Source organism: Akkermansiaceae bacterium (assembly GCA_024233115.1).
In the GTDB taxonomy this organism is placed as follows: Bacteria; Verrucomicrobiota; Verrucomicrobiia; order Verrucomicrobiales; family Akkermansiaceae; genus Oceaniferula.
Window position 1 is genome coordinate 361839 of the sequence record JACKQB010000006.1, and the last position, 18549, is coordinate 380387.

Annotated in this window: 11 protein-coding genes and 1 tRNA gene; 4 read left to right on the forward strand and 8 right to left on the reverse strand. The window is 57.9% G+C overall.

The window, feature by feature from the left end; all coding sequences use genetic code 11:
• Positions 1-3 precede the first annotated feature (3 nt).
• Together H7A51_17595 and H7A51_17600 are read left to right on the forward strand one after the other, a co-directional pair.
• Positions 4-2985 (forward strand): hypothetical protein, encoded by a 2982-nt coding sequence (locus tag H7A51_17595; protein ID MCP5538033.1) that lies wholly within the window; start codon positions 4-6, stop codon positions 2983-2985.
• A 13-nt stretch (positions 2986-2998) separates the two neighbouring features.
• On the forward strand, positions 2999-5932 hold the full coding sequence (locus tag H7A51_17600; protein MCP5538034.1) for a hypothetical protein: 2934 nt from the start codon (positions 2999-3001) through the stop codon (positions 5930-5932).
• Positions 5933-6110: 178 nt separating this feature from the next.
• On the opposite strand, the gene H7A51_17605 is transcribed toward H7A51_17600, so the two are convergent.
• From H7A51_17605 to H7A51_17625, 5 genes are all read right to left on the reverse strand, one after another.
• Entirely contained in the window at positions 6111-7598 is a 1488-nt protein-coding gene (locus H7A51_17605; protein MCP5538035.1) for a sulfatase-like hydrolase/transferase, read from the reverse strand.
• Positions 7599-7617: 19 nt separating this feature from the next.
• Complete coding sequence (locus H7A51_17610) at positions 7618-9063, reverse strand: sulfatase (protein ID MCP5538036.1); 1446 nt, start codon at positions 9061-9063, stop codon at positions 7618-7620.
• A 142-nt stretch (positions 9064-9205) separates the two neighbouring features.
• Complete coding sequence (locus tag H7A51_17615; protein MCP5538037.1) at positions 9206-10903, reverse strand: iron ABC transporter permease; 1698 nt, start codon at positions 10901-10903, stop codon at positions 9206-9208.
• Between the two features lie 5 nt (positions 10904-10908).
• Positions 10909-12414, reverse strand: coding sequence for an extracellular solute-binding protein (locus H7A51_17620; protein MCP5538038.1), 1506 nt, complete (start codon positions 12412-12414; stop codon positions 10909-10911).
• A gap of 24 nt (positions 12415-12438) precedes the next feature.
• A complete protein-coding gene (locus tag H7A51_17625; protein ID MCP5538039.1) occupies positions 12439-13521 on the reverse strand; it encodes an ABC transporter ATP-binding protein in 1083 nt (360 codons plus the stop codon).
• Between the two features lie 122 nt (positions 13522-13643).
• Between H7A51_17625 and H7A51_17630 the strand changes: the two genes are divergently transcribed.
• Positions 13644-14147, forward strand: a complete 504-nt coding sequence (locus H7A51_17630) for an RDD family protein (GenBank protein MCP5538040.1) — start codon at positions 13644-13646, stop codon at positions 14145-14147.
• A gap of 208 nt (positions 14148-14355) precedes the next feature.
• On the opposite strand, the gene bamA is transcribed toward H7A51_17630, so the two are convergent.
• The 3 genes from bamA to tsaB form a co-directional block, all read right to left on the reverse strand.
• The gene (gene bamA, locus H7A51_17635; protein MCP5538041.1) at positions 14356-16668 is read right to left on the reverse strand and encodes an outer membrane protein assembly factor BamA; all 2313 of its coding nucleotides are present in this window, start codon (positions 16666-16668) and stop codon (positions 14356-14358) included.
• A 195-nt stretch (positions 16669-16863) separates the two neighbouring features.
• On the reverse strand, positions 16864-17436 hold the full coding sequence (locus tag H7A51_17640; GenBank protein ID MCP5538042.1) for a hypothetical protein: 573 nt from the start codon (positions 17434-17436) through the stop codon (positions 16864-16866).
• Positions 17437-17560: 124 nt separating this feature from the next.
• On the reverse strand, positions 17561-18253 hold the full coding sequence (gene tsaB, locus H7A51_17645) for a tRNA (adenosine(37)-N6)-threonylcarbamoyltransferase complex dimerization subunit type 1 TsaB (GenBank protein ID MCP5538043.1): 693 nt from the start codon (positions 18251-18253) through the stop codon (positions 17561-17563).
• Between the two features lie 212 nt (positions 18254-18465).
• Between tsaB and H7A51_17650 the strand changes: the two genes are divergently transcribed.
• A tRNA-Tyr gene (locus tag H7A51_17650) sits at positions 18466-18548 on the forward strand.
• Position 18549 lies beyond the last annotated feature (1 nt).

The window sequence follows — 18549 nt, forward strand, 5'->3', positions numbered from 1 at the left end:
TCCGTGAAACCGATCATCCCCTTTGCCATCGGCCTGGGCCTGCTGGCTTGCACATCCTGCAAAGACAGAAATACGCCCGACCGCGACTCAGGGGAAGTCGGCACCATGCCATTCACCCATGGCAGCACCGCCGCGGTTGATGCCGCCCACAGCGCGCTGCCCAACCAGATTCTGTTCCATGGCGAGTCGCTCCCCGGCGGCATGAGCTGGACGGATTCCGCGCTCTCGCTCGACCCCGGTCGCTACGTCTGGAGCTATCACTCCCTGAAGTGGGATTGGAAAATGGGGGCGTCGGTCACCTTTCACCGACCGATCCCCTGGATGGACCCCAAGCAGGCACGCCGGGAGCACAAGCTCCCCTTCCCCGTCCAGAACTGCTTTGTCGTCTGGGTTTACAATGACACCGCCGTGCCCGATGCCGCGCTGCGATTTTCATTCGGCACCCACGGTGATGATGGCGACAAGGAAATCTGCCACTTTCCCTTCCATCTCAACTTCACCGGCTGGCGCACCGCCTGGGTTTCCTATGACCGCGATATGCAGGGCAAACCCTCTGCCCCGATGGATTACCTCAGGATCGAAGCACCGACTAACATCGACTACGGCACCCTCCGGATTGGCGACATTCTCACCCACCGCTTCATCGACCAACGCCACCAGCACGGCGACTACCAAGTCCCCTTCGTCCGCGGTGCCGACCAGTTGACCCACGGCCACTGGGACCCGATCATGCACTGGTTTGAACTCGGGAAAAACCCACCCGCCACCGAGCCACTCACCGAGGCGCAGACCGCCGCCTTCGCCAAGTTCCGTTCGCTCGCCGAGGAAAAAAATCCACGCCCGCTCGATCCCAAAACACTGGAGGCCATCGAACAACAATTCGCCCAATACCACATCCGCAAAGTGGGCGATGCCATCTTCGGCGATCACATCTACATGGCACGTCAGCTGGTGGGGGCTCCGGAGGAATCCACCCGCCGCAGCGCGCATTCGCTGAACGACTACACCACGTTTCTGCTCAAGGTCGGGCAGACCTACCGCAGCCTGATGCCCGCCGATCGCGACAGCCCCGGTGGGCAACGCATCGCTGAGATCGGCTGCCTACTCGTCGCCAACATGTTAGAGCACGGCTTTGCCGCCGGCAGCTCGCTGGGCACGATGCACCACTTCGGATACAACGCCCGCAACTGGGTGCCCGCCATCGACGCGCTGCAGGAGCCACTGGAAAAGGCCAACTTGCTCACCCCCACGCGCGAGGCGCTGGAATGGTTTTACAACACCCGCCAGATCTACGCCCCCGCCGCAGACTGGGCGAACATGGACTACCTCAACACCCTGTCGAAATCCGATTTCACCATCCTCTGCCTCGGCAAGGACGGAGCGGAAAAAGCCGCCCGCCTCAGCCAGTATTCCAAGTGGCTCAGCAACACCATCAGCTCGCCGTCGCCGGGGACCCAAGGTGGCTTCAAACCGGACGGCTCGCTCTTTCACCACCACATGCACTACCACGGCTACGGCATCCCCGCCGTCAAGGTGGTCACCGAAAGCGTCGTCGGCCCGCTCGATGGCACCCCGTTCGAAATCACACCCGCAGCCTACGCCCAGCTCAAGAACGCCTTCATGGCGGCGCGACTCTGGTGTTACCCGCACGCCGGCTTCAACGCCTGCGGTCGCCACCCCATCACCGCCAGCGGCAGGTCACTGAAATCCCCGATCCACACCCTGGCGCTGTCCAGACCGGGCAGCGATGAAGTCGATACCGACCTCGCCTCCGCCTACCTGCGCATGTTCGGTGGCAACAGCAAAAGACTCTTTGGAAAAATCATCCCGGCCGAGGAACTCCACACCTTTCTGCCGATGAACTACAACGCCTCGGCAAGCTACGCTTACGCCGATAACACCGTGCACCTGAAAGGATACGGCGATGGCATCCGCTCCCACGAAACCTACGATGACGACAACCGCTACGGCAGATACCTCAGCCACGGCACCATCCAAGTTTTCAAAAACACCCTCGATCACGTCAGCGGTCACCAGCAGGACGGCTACGATTGGTGTCGCCTCCCGGGTGCCACCACGCTGCGTGTTCCTTTGGACGTGTTAGAAGGCGGCACCAGCTTCCACGGCAGCACGCCAGGGCAGAAAACCCACCCCTCGGGAGCGGGCAGCCTGGAGGAACGTTTCGGCGCCTTCCTCTTCCAGCTCGACCCCACCTCCGATCCTCAATCACTGCGTGTTAGAAAAAGTGTCTTTGCCATCGATGACACCCTCATCTGCCTCGGCAGCGGCATTGCCAACGCCTCCGAGGAATTCCCCTGCGTCACCACTCTGTTCCAGACCGCCGTGCCGGAAGAAAACGATCTCACCCAGCAAGGCACGCACTGGTATATCGACGCCTACGGCACCGGCTACTACCTGCCTAGTAATCAAACCGCCAAGTTCGCGGTGGAGGAACAACTCTCGCGCCACAACGGCACCAAGGAGGAAACCACCGGCACTTTCTCCTCCGCATGGATCGACCACGGCACCACCCCCAACAACGCCAGCTACCAATACCACATCCTGCTCAACGCCACGCCGGAAAAGATGGCGACCTACAAGGGCGAATCAGTCCACGTCATCCAACAAGACGACAGCGCCCACATCATCACCGTGCCACACAAACAACTCGAAGCCGCCGTCACCTTCGCCGCCTTCGAGAGTCAAAAACCTGAGCTTCTGCTACAAAAAACCGACCGCTCGTGCATCGTGCTTTTGAGAAAACCCGACGCCGACACACTCAAGCTCAGCGTCACAGACATCAACCTACCCGACGTCGGCACCGCACCAATCACCCCGGCCACCACCATCACGCTGCAAGGAAACTGGAAGATCAAACAGGCTGGTAACGTAACCACCTCCCACCAGGACGGCCAGACCACACTGACCATCCCCACCCAACGCAGCCGCACCACCCAGTGGGTGCTCAAGGCAAAGGCACACTAAATTATTTTCCCCAATGAAGAACCATATCATCACCCTCGGCCTCTGCCTCTTGGCCGCCTCATGTTGCAAACATAACCGGACAGAGTCCTACAACAACGGAAGCACCCCGGACTTTGACGCCAGCCAAAGCGAGCATCCTAACCAAATCGTCTTTAACGGCGATGCGCTGCCCGATGGCATGAGCTGGAAGAACTCAATCATTTCACTCGATCCCGACCGCCGCGTCTGGGGCGATCACGGCCTGAAATGGGATTGGAAAAACGACTCGTCCATCACCTTCAAGCGACCGATCAAAATCATGAGTTCGGGGGAGGCCCGGAGCGAGTTCAACCTGACTTTTCCCGTGGAAAACTGCTTTGTGGTCTGGGTTTATAACAAAACTCCCCGGCCAGACGCATCACTGCGCTTTTCCTTCGGCAAGGACGGCAAAGAAGCCTGCCACTTCCCGTTCAAACTCAACTTCACCGGCTGGCGCACCGCCTGGGTTTCCTATACCCGCGACATGCAAGGCAAGGCACTTCCGGAAATGAACTACGTCAAGATCGAGGCCCCTTCTAACATCGACCAGGGCACCCTCCACATCGGCGATATCCTTGTCCACCGCTTCATCGACAGACGCCACCAGCATGGCGACTACCAGGTCCCCTTTGTCCACGGCGCCGACAAGGAAACCACCGGCAACTGGGAGCCGATGATGTATTGGTTTGACCTCGGGAAAAACAAATCCGCCAACGAAGCACCCAACGAGGCGCAGATGGCTGCCTTTGCCAAGTTCCGCGAGTTTGCCAAACGCACTACCGAGCGCCCGCTGGATCAAACTTTGATCGACGCCATCGAACAACAATTCGCCAAATACCACATCCGCAAAGTCGGCGATGACATCTTCGGCGACCACATCTACATGCGCAACCAAAGCGTCGGTGCTCCGGAGGAATCCACCTGCGCCAGCTCGCACAAACTGGAGGAATACACCGACTACATGCTCAAGGTCGCGGACGCCTATAACAGCTTGCCGACAAACGACCGTGAAAGCGCCAAGGGCAAACGCCTCGCCGAGATCTTCTGCCTGCTCACCGAGCACCTCATCGACCAAGGCTTCGCCGCAGGCAGCTCGCTCGGCATCATGCACCACTTTGGCTATCGCGCCCGCTCATGGGTGCCCGCCATCGCGACCATGCAGGAGCCGTTGGAAAAAGCGAGCTTGCTCAAACCCGCGCGCGAGTCACTGGAGTGGTATTACAACACCCGCCGCATCTACGCCCCCGCCGAAGACTGGGTGGACATGGATTACCTCAACACCCTGTCGTCATCCGACTTCCTCATCCAGTGCCTCGGCAAAGACGGACCGGAAAAAGCAGCACGCCTCAGCCAGTATTCCGATTGGCTCAGTAAAACGCTCAGCTCCCCGTCCCACGGAACCAAGGGCGGGATCAAACCGGACGGCTCGCTTTTCCACCATCAAATGCACTACCACGGCTACGGCATCCCGGCGATCGATATGGTGACGTCAAACGTCGTCGGCCCGCTTGCAGGCACTCCTTTTGAGATCAACCCCGCCGCTTACTCACAATTAAAAACCGCCTTCATGGCAGCGCGTCTCTGGAGCTACCCCTACGCAGGATTCAACGCCTGCGGACGCCACCCCATCACCGCCAGCGGCAAGCTCGTCAAAAACTCGTTCCGCACCCTGGCCCAATCCAAACCCGGCAGCAACAAGGTGGACACCGACCTCGCCTCCGCCTACCTGCGTATGTTCGGTGGCAATAGCAAAAAACTGTTTGGCAAAGAAATCCCCGCAGAACAACGCCACGCGTTCCATCCGATGAATTACAACGCTGGCGCTAGCTACGCCTACCGTGGCAACACCGTGCAGATCAAAGGCTATGGCGACGGCATCCGCTCGCACGAAACCTACCGCGACGGCAACCGCTACGCCCGCAACCTCAGCCACGGCACCATCCAGATTTTCAAGGACACCTTCGATCACGTCAGCGGCCACCAGCAGAATGGCTACGACTGGTGCCGCACCCCCGGCGCCACCACGCTGCGCGTTCCGCTCGATGTGTTAGAGGGCAACACCACGTTCTACGGCAGCACCCCAAGACAAGTCACCCACCCCTCGGGCGCCGGCAGCCTGGATGGAAAAATCGGCGCCTTCCTCTTCCAGCTCGACCCCACCCAAAAAGACCCGCAAACCCTGCGTGTTAGAAAAAGCGTCTTCGCCTTCGATGACACCCTCGTCTGTCTCGGCAGCGGCATTTCAAACGCCTCCCAGGAATACCCCTGCGTCACCACCCTGTTCCAGACCGCCGTGCCAGCAGAAAACGACCTCACCCAAAAAGGCACCAACTGGTATATCGACGCCTACGGCAGCGGCTACTACCTGCCCGGCAATCAAGCCGCCAAGTTTGCAGTGGAAGAACAACACTCGCGCCACAACAGCACCAAGGAGGAAACCACCGGCACCTTCTCCTCCGCATGGATCGACCACGGCACCACACCTGACAACGCCAGCTACCAATACCACATCCTGCTCAACGCCACGCCGGAGAAAATGGCGGCCTACCAAGGCGGATCGGTCAATGTCGTCCAACAAGACAACAGCGCCCACATCATCACCGTGCCGCACAAACAACTCGAAGCCGCCGTCACCTTCGCCGCCTTCGAGAGCAAAACCCCGGAGAGCCTACTGCAAAAAACCGACCGCACCTGCGTCGTGTTGTTGCAAAAATCCGAGTCTAACAACCTCAAGCTCAGCCTCACCGACATCGACCTCCCCGACGTCGGCAACAAGCCCTCCACCCCGGACACCACCCTCACGCTCCAGGGCACCTGGACTCTCGACAACGAACCCGACATCAAGCTCACCCACCAGGACGGACAAACCACCCTCACCATCCCCACCCACCGGGGCTTGTCACGTGAGATCACGCTGATCGCACGGTAGGGGCGTTTTTATCAACACGGCAGGGGGATGCCCCGACACCAGGTGCGGGGTCGCTGACGGACTGCAAGTCCGCGCTCCATAAACCCCTTTCGCGTATTGAGCGTGTTTCGCGGTCGAGCAATTCGTTTCACATCCCAAGCAAAAATTCGCCCGATTCGCAAGATTCGCGGTTCCCCGCTTACTGCTCAGGCATTTGTTTTTTCCACGCCTGATAAATGCGTTTCATCTCGGCGAGTTTGCCGGGGTTTTCTTTGGCCAGGTTTTTGGTCTCCCCCGGGTCGCTTTGCAGGTCGTAGAGGAACTCCCCTTTTTCCAGCTTCACCATCTCGAGTTCGGCGTCCTTGGTATCGTTGACGACGTGGTATTTCCAGTTGCCCGCGCGCACGGCGTACTCGTGGCCGCTGTCCCAGACCAGGGTGCGCTCGGGCACCGAGGGTTGTTTGCGATGGAAAAATCCCGTCAGATCCTGACCGTCGAACCGGTTGGTGGACTTTACCCCCGCCGCGGTGCAGATCATGGGAAAGAGATCGAGGGTCGAAACCACGGCGGCATCCACCCGGCCTGCGGGCGCCTTGCCGGGCCAGCGCACGATCATCGGCACGCGGATCCCCCCCTCGTATAGCGTGTACTTGCTGCCGCGCAGCGGTGAGTTGTCGGCATAGATCGGCGTCGAGCCACCGTTGTCGCTGATGTAAACGACCAGGGTGTTCTCTTTCAATCCGAGGGTTTCAAGGTGCTTGGAGAGTCGGCCGATTTCCAGGTCGAGGAAATGCAGGTGGGCAAGGTAGGTGGCGCGGCCTTCGGGGTTGTTAGGGAAGCGCGCCTTGCGATACCAGTCGAGGTATTCCTCCTTGGCGGGGTCCCAGTCCTGGATGATACCGGTGATGCCGTGCGCCTTTTTGTAGTCCTCGGGAAGCTGGTGGGTGAAGTTGTGCACGGCGTTGAATGAGAGCTGGAGGTAGAAGGGCTCGTCCTTGTGTTGGGTGATGAAATCGCGGGCTTTGCCGCCGAAGATTTCGGTTGAAAGCCCTCTGGTGTTGACCTTGGCTTTGTTCTCCCACATGGCGCCCATTTTCAGCGATTCAAACTTCGTCAGACCGCCTTTGCGTGCCACCGGGTTATCAGTCTTGCGCCCCGCCTTTTTCTGAAGTTCCAGGAAGCGTGCCTCGTCGGCATCGTCGTGCAGCATGTAGTGTTTTCTGCCGCCCATGAATCCGAAGTAGTAGTCGAAGCCATGGTTCGTCGGGAAGTCGCGGGCGTCGGGCGCGCCGCTGCCGTAGTGGACCTTACCGACGTAGCCGGTGGCATAACCCGCTTTTTTCAGTGCCTCCGGGATCGTTTGGAAACGTGTGTCCTTGATGCCCGGGTTGACATACCAATACACACCCATACGCGCCTGATGCACTCCGGTAATCAGGCCCGCGCGGGAGGCGTTGCAGATAGGGGCGCTGCTGTATGCCTGGGTGAAGCGGGTTCCCTCCGTTGCCAGTTTGTCCAGGGCGGGAGTGCTGACATCTTTTTTAGCGAACTCGGAACAGCCCATGTCGGCGTAACCCTGGTCGTCGGCCAACACCATAATGATGTTGGGCTTACGCTCCGGTTCATCAGCAAATGCGTAACCCGCTGAGCAGGCGAGGACGAGAATGGTGAGGCAGGTGTTTTTCATGTCTGGTTTTAATAAATGATTATGGTTTGCTTCCGGTGCTTTCGCGTGAACGGCGGATGTCCTCATCAAACAAGGGGTTGATGTTGGCGTAGGAGTAGGGCGACCACGGTTTGAAGGACTTGGGCACGCGTTTTCTAAAATCGTCCACCACGGTTTGCAGCTCCGGCTTGATCGTCGGGTGGCAGAGATTGATCCACTCGTTCGGATCGGCGAGCATGTCGTAAAGTTCCTCCGAGCCGTCCTGATAGTGAATATAACGATACTTTTCCGATCGGAGGGAAACGTTCCCCCGACCGTAAATACTCATCACCGCGTGCCGCCATGGTTTTTCCCCCGCTTCGGCCGAAGCTTTCATCAACGGCTTGACGCTCAGGCCGTCGAGATTGTTAGGAACCGGCAAGCCGCAGAGATCCACCAGGGTGGGGAACACGTCGATCAAGCCGACCGGCTGGTTTACTTTGGCAGGTTTCACCCCCGGAGCACGCACCAGCATCGGCACCCGCAACGCCCGCTCCCACAGTGAGTGTTTTGCCCAGCGATGTTTCTCACCGAGATGGTAGCCGTGGTCGCTGACCAGCATCACGATGGTATTGTCCGCGTAGGGACTCTTCTCCAGGGCGTCGAGCACCTTGCCGACCTGGGCGTCCACAAAATGCACACAGGCGAGATAGGCGGCGGCGGCCTCAGCAATCCGCTCACCCTCTTTCATCCAATGCCACGGCGGCATCCCGGGGATCGCGTGCAGCTTCCGGCTAAACTCCGGGAGGTCATTCAGATCGTCCTCCTTGAGTGGCGGCAGTTGGGTGGTTTCAGTGGGAAATGGTTTGAACCACGCCGGGGGAACATACCAGGGGACATGGGGGCGGAGAAAACCGACGGTCATAAAAAACGGTTTGCTGTGTTGCTCACCGAGCTTGGCCACCGACCAGGCGGCGATTTTGTAGTCGGGCATTTTCTCATCGCTCTCAGGGAATGCTCCCCAGTCGGTTTGCGTTTCACCCTCGCCGAATTTCTGCGGGTCGTACTTGAACCTCTGCTCCGGTTTCGGCCCCATGCGGTCGAAGATACCGCCGTATTCATCAAACTGATGATGACCATCGGTGATGTGGTAAATTTTCCCGACACCCAGGGTTTTATACCCCTGGCTCTTGAAAAACCCGGGCAGGAATTGGCGGCCTTTCATCGCCTCCAGCTTTGTTAGATCAGCATCGAGAATGTGGCCATAGACACCGGTGCTGTGGGGGTAGAGCCCGGAGAGCATCGACGTTCTTGCCGGACCACACAGCGGCGCCGGGGTGTGGGCGTTGGTGAATGAAACGCTCTGGCCCGCCAGGCGGTCCATGTTAGGTGTGCGCGTCTGCGGATGGCCGCCGAGGTGCCCGGTCCAGTCGTTCAGGTCATCCACGATGATCATCAGCACATTGGGGCGTGCCTGTTCCTGCGCATAGCCGGGTGCCGCCATCATCCCGGCACAAAAACACGCAGTCAGTATTTGTTTTCCAAGTCTCAAAGCTTCCCTTGTCATGCTCGCCAAGTAGCCAAAAATCCGGCGGGCATACAACACAAATCCCCCGCGAGAATCCAGATGTGGACAATCCCGCCCCGGCCTACATCCGGAAGATACTGCCGCCGCGCTTCCCAAGGATAACGAAGGCACCCATGATCGAGATGCCGAGGAAGACCATCGCCCAGACACCGAGGGCGGACGCGAGTTCGTGGCCATTTCCCAGGGTACTCAGAAGGGAGTAAATGGCCTTAGTGATCGGGTAGTGCTCCGCCTGTTGGGCGAGGATCAGGCTGTCGGACACCTCCAGCATCGCAAAGGCGAAGGCGAGGATTCCGCCCGCCACGAGGTTGGCGCCGATGAGGGGAACGCCAACGCGTTTGAGGGTGCGCAGGGGTGTGGCACCAAGCGACCGCGCCGCTTCTTCGAGAGCGATGTTGCTCTGCTGCAGGCCCGCCACAGCGGCACGCACCACGTAGGGCAGCCGCCTAACGGCATAGGCGGCGACGAGTAAAAAGATCGGGTTTCCCGCGTCCCCAACCATCCAGTGCAGCGGCTGGCCTTTCTCGGTGACGGCGATGTATCCGAAGGCGAGAACCAAACCCGGCACGGCGAGCGGCAGCATCATCACCGCATCCAGGATCACCCTGCCGCGGATGGTGCTGCGCACCACCACCCAGGCGATGGCGGTGCCGAGAACAATATCCAACAATGTCGAGCCGGACGCGTAGATCAGGCTGTTTTTGATCGAGGGCACCACCAGCGGATGACCGAGCGCCTCGCTATAGTGCGCGGTGGTCATCGACTCCGGGAGGATAGTGCCATACCAATCGCCGGTCACCGAGAGAAGCAGCACCCCGAGGTGCGGCACGCTGGCGATACAGAATACTGAGATAAAACCAACCGACACCGCCCAGCCTTTCCATCCCGAGAGAGCTTTCTCACTGTCGTGGGATTTGGGTCGTGGTGCTGAGCCCAGGCCTGTCCTCCCTAACACAACCTTGGAGACGGCGAACACGGTTGCGGAAATAATCAGCATGATACCCACCAGAGCGTAGGGCATCGGGTTGGCATTCAGATCCTTGATGCCATCATAAACCTGCACAGAGGCTACCCGGGTGTAATCAAAGACCAGAGGCACCCCCAGCTCGGTAAACGACCAGATGAAGACAATGGCAGAGCCAGCAAAAATTCCCGGCATACAAAGCGGCAGGGTGATTTTCCGAAGCCGCCGCCAGGGCGGGCAGCCGAGGTTCTGCGCCGCCTGTTCCATCGCCGGATCGAGGTGCGAGAGTGTCGCGGCGATGTTCATGTAGAGGATCGGGTAGAGGTGCAGCGCATTCATGACGACCACGCCCCAGAACCTGCCCTCGCCGAGCCAATCTGCCGGTTGGTCCGCGCTCATCAATCCCAGGTCAATGAGCAAGGCGTTGAGTGAGCCGCTGACACCGAGAATTTGTTTGATGCCCACCGCCCCCACAAATGGAGGCAACACCAGCGGTGCGAGGATCAGGACACCCAGCCATTTTTTCCCGGGAAAAAGCCAGCGATGTGATGCAAGTGCCAGCGGGAATGCAATCATCAACGATAGCAAAGTGCTAAAAACCCCCATCATCAGCGAGTTCCACAATCCCTCGACGTAGACGGGATTGCTAAATACCCCGATGATGTAGTCGAAGGTGAAGCCGCCCTGCTCGTTCTCGAAGGCTACGGCCAGGGTCATCCCCACAGGATAGAGAAAAAACACACCGAAGATAAGGACAACGATGGTGGTGATGGAAATGGCTGCTGTTCTGTTCATCGTGCTTATTTCCCTTCCTCGGCAAGCTTTCCCGCCAGCTTATAGTTTTTCCTGAAATACTTGCCTAACTGCACCCCCATGTCCGCGGTCTTCACCTTGGTGCCATCGTTGATCTGTTTCCGGATATAACCCATTGAGTTCTGATAGGAAACCCGGGTGGTATCGGAAAACACCTTGGTCGCACGCCCGGGCATACCGGCATCTACCAGCTTTTGCCATGAGGCCTTGATCTCGTCATGTGAGTCCAGGCACATCACCCGGATGATAAACTGAATCGCCTTGAACCCCTTTCCTGTTAGTTCCCGCTGATACACAAAGCCACCGGTTTCTTCGTAAGGGTTCACCGGGTCGGCAAAATGCTTGATGTTTTCCGCCGTGTAAACGTCCCTGCGGATCGGCATCCGCCGGAGTGCCCGGTATTTCGGGCCGCACGGCGTGCCGGGCTTCGCGTTCCAGAGCAACTGCCCTTGGGGAGTCAACAGGAACTCGACAAATGCCTGCGCCAGTTCGGGGTCGGGCGCCCCTTTCATCACCGCGACGGGATCAACACTCGTCGAGGTCCCCCCCTTGGGGGAGATCCACCGCATCCGCGAGCTGCCGCCGTGCTTTTTCAACATCTCTTCGTAAGTCCTACCGTAAAAGTCAATCGCCATACCGGCCACCGCATTCCCCTGCGCCACATCATGGGGAATCTTGGTCGAGCTGTCGGTGAAGTAGCGTGCGTTGGCACTGATACGCTGGATTAGGTTGATCCCCCTGTCCCAGCCTTCGCTACGCGCACGCATCTCCAGCTGCTTCCGGGTTTCGCCCGGCCGATGCTTCGCTCCGGCCAGCGCCTCGTGCATCTGTTGTTGGATCAGCATTTCAAAAGCGCGTGCCACTGAGCCGCTTTTCGAGGGATCGGCCAGGGCAATACCCCCAAAGTAACGGGGATCGGCAAGGTCCGTCCATTGTGTGGGTGGCTCCAGGCCACGGCGTTTGAGGGCATCGATGTTATAACAAATCCCGAATTGCGACAGACAGACACCGACCCAGCATTTGTTTTTGTCGTAGTAGGTTTCCCCGGTGAATGCTGATGGGATCACATCCTGTGCAAACCATTCGGGATGTTGTGCAAACACTTCCAACGGTGCAAGATGGCCCTTGTCACCCTGCTGTTTGAAATCGTAATCGCCCCCGCCAAAAAAGATATCGATACCAACACCCTCATCCCCCACTTTTTCGGCGGCCGCATATTTGCCATCGAGGATCTTTCTGATTTCAGATGTCCCTCCAGGGGTCAACCAGTTGACATACACCGTCTCGCCGGTTTTGCCTTTCCACCAGGATTGAAACGCTTCGCCAAATTCACGGCGGATGGTTTCGTTGTGCGGGGTAATGATATTAATCCTGCGATCAGCATGTTCAACACGCACATCGCCCCCATCCTGTTTCTTGCTGAGTAAAATAGGTGTAGCCACACAGGCAACCAGTGCGAGTGCTACAAACGATTTGTTGTTGATCCACTTCATACCCTACGTTTACCCCATCCCAGGTTATGCTTTGAGAATGATGACATCGGACGGGTCAGCTGTAAGCATGACCTGTTCCCCGACGCCCCTCATCACCTGGGGGTTCGTTTCTGTTACATGCCATTGCTGGTCGCCTTCCCCCTGGATCTTATACTGCACACTGCTGCCCAGATACATCCTGTCGATCACCCGGCCCATGACACGGTTAATCGGCACGCCGGAATGATCGACGTAGAGTGCCTCAGGGCGGATGGATACCAGCACCTTGGTGCCTTCCTGTGGGCGCCAGTTGCCCCGGGTGACATGGCCATGAAACTGACCGGCCGTGGATGAAACACGGACCCCGAGCTGACCATCATCACGCACGATTCGATCCACACTCGCCTCAACGAGGTTGGTTTCCCCGATAAACCCGGCCACATGGGCACTGAGTGGGTTTCTGTAAATATCAGCAGGCGTTCCCGTTTGCACGATCCGGCCCGCATCCAGAATGGCCATCCGGTCGGCCATCGACAAGGCCTCTTCCTGGTCGTGGGTCACGTAGACACCTGTTAGATTGTTTTCTTTGACGATCCGACGGATCTCGGAACGCATTTCGAGACGAAGCTTGGCATCCAGGTTGGACAAAGGCTCGTCTAACAACAAACATTTGGGCTTCACCACAAGTGCCCGCGCCAAGGCAACACGCTGTTGCTGGCCACCGGACATGTGGTCGATACGACGATCACCATACCCCTCGAGATGCACCATCGCGAGAGCTTCGTCGACACGTTGTTCGATCTCCTTTTTTGCCACCCTCCGCTCTTCAAGGCCAAAGGCGATGTTCTGGCCCACCGACATGTGGGGCCAGAGGGCATAGCTTTGAAACACCATGGCCGCCTCGCGTTTATGCGTCGGTAGCTCCGTGACATCCTTGTCGCCGTAGTAGATCCTCCCTTCATTGGGTTTTTCCAGTCCGGCGATACAACGCAGCAAGGTGGTCTTTCCGCAGCCACTGGAACCTAATAAAAAGAAGAGTTCTCCCTTCTCGATGGTAATACTGGCATGGTCCAGCGCGCGGACATCACCATACTCCTTGACTATCGAATCTGCACGTATTGCACCCATGTTCCTCTAGATCCTCCGTAAGTCGGGATGCCTTGGCAAGGATTAAGGCTGGAGTCTCGGCAACTTTTTCTGCATATTCGAAACGCTGGATCGTTACTTTTTTGAACAACAACCAACCGACCATGACTGAACCCACCACCAAACAAGCTGCTACCACCCCTGAATCAGCCGCCGCAACCGGCAATGAGCTTACAGCAAGCACCCCAGTAAAGACGCCAACCACAGCCCAAGCCAGCCTTGGACAGCGGGCTGGGGCCTACCTGATCGACATCGGGGTGATGATCGGGCTGTCGATCGTTATTTCCGGTATTGTAGGGTTTGCCCTTCCTAAAATAGGCACCCTTCTTTCACTGGTGAGCTGGGCCTACCTGCTTTTCAGGGACTGCATCCCCTTCCTGGACGGGCGCAGCGTCGGTAAAAAACTCCTCGGCCTCCGTGCCGTCACCACCGATGGCGCAAGCCTCTCAGGAAACTGGAGCCCCGGCCTGATCCGCAACGCCGTGCTCTTCATCCCCTTTTTCCCACTCGTCGAATTCATCATCCTCTGCACCAAGCAGGATGCCCCCGAAGGCCTTCTCCGCCTGGGCGACCAATGGGCCGGCACCAAGGTGATCATCGACAAGTAAAAACGAATCTCTCCAGCTGGAACCGGGTGAGGGAAACTCCATCATAGATCCCGCCGAGGGAAAACACAGCACGGGAAGCGAAATAAAAAAAGCCCCCAGGTAGCCATGGCCTGGGGGCTTTGAAATCATTGAGTCGTTCTGTTAGCCCGAAGGGCTTTGGTATTTGGATCCCGCAGTTGCGTGGATCCCGCAGTTGCGGGATTAAACCCTAGAACTTGTAATCCAGATAGAACTGGAACTGGCCGCCTTTGTCGGCTTGTGGGTCGCCCGATGGTGTTCCGAGAGGCACCGCGTAGTCGATGGCCAGCGGTCCGAACGGCAGGTTGAGGCGGAGACCCACACCAGCATCGTGGTAGAAGCCATTGCCAAATTGCCAGGAGGATGCGTTGACGGTTCCGATGTCGTAGAAGACGGCACCACGGACACGCTCGATGAGCGGGAAGGTGTATTCGACCGAGGCAAAGGCCGAGGAGTTACCACCGAAGACTTCATTAGTAATCATATCACGGGGTCCCACGTCACGGTTTTCAAATCCACGGAGTGAGTGTGGTCCACCGAGCATCTCACGGTCAAAGATCGGCACCATGGGACTGTCGCCATGGGTGTCAGCAACAGTGACAGCTCCCTGGACTGATAAGATACTGTCGCCCCAAAGGTTCCAGAATTTAGAACCGCTTGCGCTGACGATGAAGACATCGACATCACCACCCAGAACACCACCGGCGTAGGTGACACCAAAGTCCAGCTTGTGCCCCTTGCGTGGCAATTGGTTGCTATCACGGCTATCGTAGACGTAGTTGAGACTGATGGCGCTGCGGAGGTAGTCACCGTCTTCAGCAATAAACACGGGAGACGTGCCGGTGTCCGCATCAATGGTGATATCCTCAATACGGTACTCGGCGCGCACATAGGCACGCTTGCTCACAGGCTTGCGCAGGGAGAGGGCAAAACCATACTGGCTCTGCTCGTACTCGGAGCTGAAATAAAGCGCATCACGGTAGAAGATCTCAGTACCCAGTGCGAGGCGCTGGCCAAGGAACCAGGGCTCCACCCAGGACATGCGGAAGTCGGTGCGCTGGCTACCGATTTGCACCTTGGTGCTGAACCGCTGACCGGCACCCGTGAAGCTACCCCAGTTGGTGATATCGAAGTTGGTCTGCTCGAGGTTGACGTAACCGACGATGCTGTCCACTGAGCTGAATCCGATACCGAAGCTGATCGAACCGGTTTTCTTCTCGTTGACGAGGATGTTGATATCGCGATAGCCGGTCTGGGCGCTTGGCGAGGCACTGACCTGGACGTCGTTGAAGTAGTTCATGTTCTTCAGGCGACGGCGCGTGGTATCCATCTCGACGGAGTTAAGGTGGTCGCCCGGCTTCATGGGAAGCTCGCGGCGGATCACCCGGTCCTGGGTCTTGTCGTTACCTTCGATAGTGACCCGCCCAACACGGTAGCGGCGGCCTTCGACGATGCGATAAGTAATGGCGACACTGGTAGCCGTGACGTTGCGGATGTCAGGGCTGACTGCGGCATCGGCATATCCACGTGATCCGTAGTAGCTGCGTATGGTGCGCATATCAGCACGCATCTTGGTGACAGAATAGCCATCACCTGCATTGAGAGTCAGTGCCGGAGCAAGTTCAGAGGATTGGAAAACAGTCATTTTCCCAAAGCCAATGCGGGCCACCTTGTATCGGGCTCCCTCAGTGATGGTGATCACAAGATCCACTCGCCCATCGTCCACCGGAGCACGGCCCACAGTGGCGGATACCCGGAGATACCCACGGTCACGGTAGTAGTCGAGCACCCGGTCAAGGTCTTCATCCAGCTTCACATTATCAATACGACCGGACTTGGTGAAAAATGAGAACCAACCCTTTTGTTTGGTCTTCATCTCGTTGCGGAGCACATGCGACTGGATGGCGGTGTTACCGACAAAACGGATCTTTCGCACCTCTGAGCGGGCTCCTTCATCGATGATCAACACCAGCTCAGCGGCACCGGCAACGTTGGCCGCCTGGATCCGGTGTGTCACTGTGACATCCGCATAGCCAAAGCCACGGTAGTGATCCTGGATGTTGCGGCGTGCAGTGAGGATGGCTTCATCGCTCATCACACCACCAGCCTTCAGCTTGGTGACGCTGGCGAGTTTTTTATTGGAGAATTTGGTATTCCCGACAAAACCAACAGCCACAATCTTGGCCCGTGTTTTGACCTCGGCAATCACCTTGACCCCAGCACCCACAGCTTCGGCGAAAAAGCGTATATCGTCGACGAGTCCACTTTCATAAAGTGAGCGGACATCGTCGTCGAGACGGGCAGCGCTGTAGGGCTGACCCGCACGTGTCTCCATGAAACCCCGGATCCGGGCTTCGTCGACGGTGCGCGGACCATTATAACGGATGCTTACGGAAGATATATTCTTACCTTCGAAATCCTGGGCATGACTGGTCGAGACACTGCCTAACATCAGAACAAAACCAGCCACCATCAAGACGTGCTGCGCGATACGGTTAATCATACTTTTAAACATTCGTGGAGTAATATGGGTTGGACGGCCCCATAACACTACCTAACAACTACGCAGTCAAGGCCAATCCCAAGCTAATCGCAGGTATTCGCTGGCATCAAAAAGCCCTGCCAAAGGGTCACAAAGAGGCCATTTACTCCATCCAGGATGGCAATGGATGCTGCTTCCACCATCCGCCCATGGACGCTAGCGTCGGCCGCGGCCTCCCCGGGTAGACGCAGTATGAGGTTTGTTGCCAGGTTGCCGGGAACCGCCTGCATAGTCCCTCGCAGGGTAGGTGTATTGGGTCGACGAGCTGGCACCGGCTGACCTGTCGATCAGGGGGACATCCATGCGTGGAACAATCGACGGCCCCACTTTTTCAACCGTGCGCTCATAAACCTGTCTCTGCGACTGGTAACGCCCATGACGCGGGTGTCCTCCGCGGCTACGGTAATGTGACCGGTAGCCAGTGATATAACCTGGGGACAGATCATAGCTTTCCTGCCCAGCGTAATCACTCCGGGGCACCGGGGTTGGATGGGAAACCGGGCGACCTGCCTTCGCGCTGCTTTTCCGCGCCATGCTGACAGCACGGGCCGAGGGTAGGCCTGCGTTCCAGTGGGTTATTCCGTCAGACGGACGTGCTGGAAGCTGCGGCCTCCTAGGGCTCGTATCCAGCCACGCATCACTCACCATACGGTGATCGGCAAGCTCCGTGGCACAGGATGTGATCAACACGCACAGCGTGAGAGAAAGTGGAAAATGGATCCTTTTCATAACGCGGTCTGGGGGAAGAGGTCGGAATACGCCCCTGCATCCGGGGACACTACATCCGGGTGTTCGACCGTTTCCATGGGCATTTTATTCAATCATTTGACCCCTTTTCCTGCATCGTGGAGCATCAATCCTGGCGCAAGAGCGGATGACCGGACTTGGCTTTCGAGGTGAATGGCGCACGCAGATAAGAGGGAGACAATGGGCGGTGGCTTAATTCCCGTCGCCTGGATTCGTCCAGCCCCAGCCAGACATCGATCAATAACCGCGCTTCAGGCCGCGTCCGCAGGACTCTTGAAGCAAGTTCCTCGTCAAGCCCCAGCCTAGCGGGATCGTCGAAGGTAAACAATGCCGTGCCAGGAGCCTCCCGGAGGCGTGCGGCAAACTCCCCGGCATCCATCAGTCCGGCCTCCATCGCCTCTCCAGTTGCCGCTATCCGGGAAATAAAATACATCCCCCTGCGAGCATCACCAACGGCCATGGACTCCCCTACCGCCCCCACTGCTCCATGACTTCGCGCAACCGGAGTGGCGGCCAGCGAGCCGATCCCGACAGCCGGGCAACCACGGGCTATCGCCACGCCCTGGGCCGCAGCAATCCCTATCCGGGTGCCGCTGTAGCTTCCAGGCCCGGTGCCCACGACCACAGCCGTAAGCGCCCTGCCCTGGAGAGATTCCAGAGCCTCGCCCAGGCAGTCGAAGATCACCGAGTTATGGTTTCTATCACTGGTAAATCCCTGGTCAAACAGCCAGACGCCATCGCTCCACAAAGCAATGCTCGCCTCCGGCACGCTGGTCTCAATGGCAAGAATCGTCTCCATACACACGATTTTAATAGCGCGGCAAAAAATACCAATCACCGATTCCCACAAAAAAATGGCACGAAAATCGAAGGATGGAAAAATCCCCATTTTTCCCTTGTCAGCCAGCGTGCGGAGACGTAAGAACTCCCCGCCCTCAGCCCTGTTTGGAAAAACAGGCGAAGACGCACCGATTGAACTGACCAGCGACCGGTGGATAAACAACCTAAAAAGGGTAGGTGGCCGAGTGGTTAAAGGCGGCAGACTGTAAATCTGCTCTCGTATGAGTACGCTGGTTCGAATCCAGCCCTGCCCAC